Raw genomic sequence first — 2,835 nt, forward strand, 5'->3', positions numbered from 1 at the left:
GCGTCAGATACTCCGATCGTGATAACACTTGGAGCCGGTGAGTACATTTTGCCAAAAGATGTCACAATTGAATCAGAGGTGACGCTTGTTGGGAAGGGTGTTGAATCTACCATAATCACTTATGGCTCTGGCACCAGAGATATTGTAGCACCTCTCGCAGTAGATACACCGGTACTTACGATTAATGACGGTGCTGACTTTTCTGCTTCACATTTAACCTTTTCTTATACAGGAAATCTTTTAAACGCAAATGTAGTGGAAGTACTCGGAGGTGAGGCTAGCTTTGATAATTGCAAGTTTACTGGAGGTAAAAGAGCATCAGCCGCAACTGAAGAGGGTATTTGGATGGGAAAGGGTTTGCATATTGAAAACGATGCAAATGTTGTAGTAGCTGATTCAGAATTCAGCCAGAATGAGGGTGATGGTATTACTGTACTAGGGAGTTCCTCACTAGCTGTGACAAATTCATTATTTGCACATGATTCTGTGGCTCTTTATACAGACACTTCAGGCACAGTGACCTTGCACGATTCGGAAGTCTGTCTTGAAGAACCTTCGGTAGGAATGTTGTTTCACAATACTAAAGATGTTGTAGTTGCTAACAACATCATTCATAAAAATCAACACGGTGGCATCGTATTTGAAGGTACAAGTACAGGTACTATCCATAACAACCGGATTTTTGAAAATACTGACAGTGAGCTTACAGATGGTCACGGGATACTTCTCTATGACACTTCAGAGGCAACTATTACAAACAATACTATCTATGGGCATGGACAAAAAGGTATTGTTGCTGGAGGAAGCCGGGCTACTATCAGGGATAATGAAATTGATGATAACGGACATTTTGGAATTATTGTGGGAGGCAATTGTCAAGCAATCATAGAAGATAACAGTATTGATAATTCAGGATTACATGGGATTGCTCTTGAAGCTAACTCAACAGCAGAAATTCGTAGGAATACTATTGAAAGTAGTTTTCATTGTGGACTCGTGGTTGAGCCAGGAGCAACCGCTTTAGTGGAGAACAATTCGTTTATCTCCAATACCTCTATTGCAATTTTCTATAAATCAGACACCGTTGGGACGATTAGGAACAATACTATGAGAGATAGTAAGACAGGAATTTATCATAATTCGAATGTCATAATTGAGAACAATAATACATATGAGAATATCATAATGGAAACGTATCCATATCCCCCACCAGAAGATTAATATATTTAAGAAAGGATAAACAACTCTAAGAAAAGAAAGCACAGGAACCCTCTATTATGAAGGTTCCTGTATCTCTATGTTTCTACTTAAACCTATTCAACCTCAATGCATTCAACACTACACAGACACTGGACATCGACATTGCAAATGCTGCAAACATCGGACTGAGTCCAGGGCCTCCGAAGATGGTAAGAACACCTGCTGCAAGAGGAATGCCCAGGGTGTTGTAGAAGAACGCCCAGAACAAGTTCTGGTGGATATTTCTCATCGTTGCCCTTGAGAGTTGGAACGACTTGGTGACATCCTTCAGGTTATTGCGTACCAGAACCACATCAGCAGTCTCCCTGGCAACATCGGTTGCACTACCAACTGCGATACCGACATCAGCCTTGGCAAGGGCTGGGGCATCATTGATGCCATCCCCGACCATAGCTACCTTGCCTTTGCTTGCAAGCTCAGTTATGGCTTCTTCCTTCTGCCCGGGTAGCTGTTCAGCCTTATAGGAATCCACACCGGCAAGCTTTGCAATGGCTCTTGCCGTGCGCTCATTGTCCCCGGTAAGCATAATAGTCTTCAGGCCTGCTTCTCGTAAGGTTTTTACTGCCTCTATGGTCTCTGGTCTCAGGGTATCGGCGACAGCAATGATGCCTATGAACCTGGTATCACTTGCCACCAACAGAGGAGTCTTACCTTGATCACTCAACTGGGCAAGTTGTGCCTCTGTTTTCTCTGTGATGGAAATCTTGTTTTCCTTCATAAGAGTCACATTTCCGATACGGACCACTGCTCCGTCGATGGTTCCCTGGATTCCACTGCCAACCAAGGCCTTGAAATCCTGGGTTTCCAGAAGCGACGTCTTTCTCTCTTTTGCGGCTTCTACCACAGCATGGGAGAGTGGGTGTTCGCTACTGCTCTCCACACTGGCAGCCAGTTGCATGAGAAGATCAGGGTCTTCTCCCAATACATCTGTTACCTTGGGCTTGCCCTCGGTCAACGTACCAGTCTTGTCAAAGATCACTGTCTGCACATCCTTAAGCTGTTCAATCGCTGCAGCATGACGGAACAGTATTCCCAGTTTTGCACCCTTTCCAGTAGAGACCATGATAGCGATAGGGGTAGCAAGACCCAGGCTACAAGGACATGCAATAACTAACACGCTTACCGCCCTCATGATAGCAATATCAAATGGTGTGCCAGCGAGCATCCATGCGAGGAAGGTCAGGACGGAGATACCCATGACGATCGGGACGAATATACCAGAAATTTTGTCGGCAACACGAGCGATCGGGGCCTTTGACCCCTGGGCGTCTTGTACCAAGGTGATGATGGCAGCGAGTGCTGTATCGGCGCCAACCTTTGTTGCTCGGTACTGGAGCGTACCTGTCGTATTCAGTGTAGCTGCATACACCTCACTTCCTAGGACCTTTTCCACGGGAAGGCTTTCCCCAGTCAGGAGAGATTCATCGATGGATGAACTGCCGGAGAGAACCACACCATCAACAGGGAGCTTCTCTCCCGGTTTTACCATGATAATGTCGTCAATCTGCACTTCATCAGCACTGATGATAACCTGCTTTCCTTCTCGCAAGACTGTTGCAGTGGAGGGAGCAAGCT

2 protein-coding genes are annotated in these 2,835 nt (G+C 45.5%); one reads left to right on the top strand and one right to left on the bottom strand.

The window, feature by feature from the left end:
* On the top strand, window positions 1-1,221 hold a 1,221-nt coding region (locus JF818_RS01220), incomplete at its 5' end, for a right-handed parallel beta-helix repeat-containing protein (protein ID WP_198890175.1).
* Window positions 1,222-1,303: 82 nt separating this feature from the next.
* On the opposite strand, the gene JF818_RS01225 is transcribed toward JF818_RS01220, so the two are convergent.
* Window positions 1,304-2,835 (bottom strand): copper-translocating P-type ATPase (locus tag JF818_RS01225; RefSeq protein WP_198890176.1); only part of this gene is annotated, 1,532 nt, incomplete at its 5' end.

The organism is Sphaerochaeta sp. S2 (assembly GCF_016406725.1).
Classification (GTDB): domain Bacteria; phylum Spirochaetota; class Spirochaetia; order Sphaerochaetales; family Sphaerochaetaceae; genus Sphaerochaeta.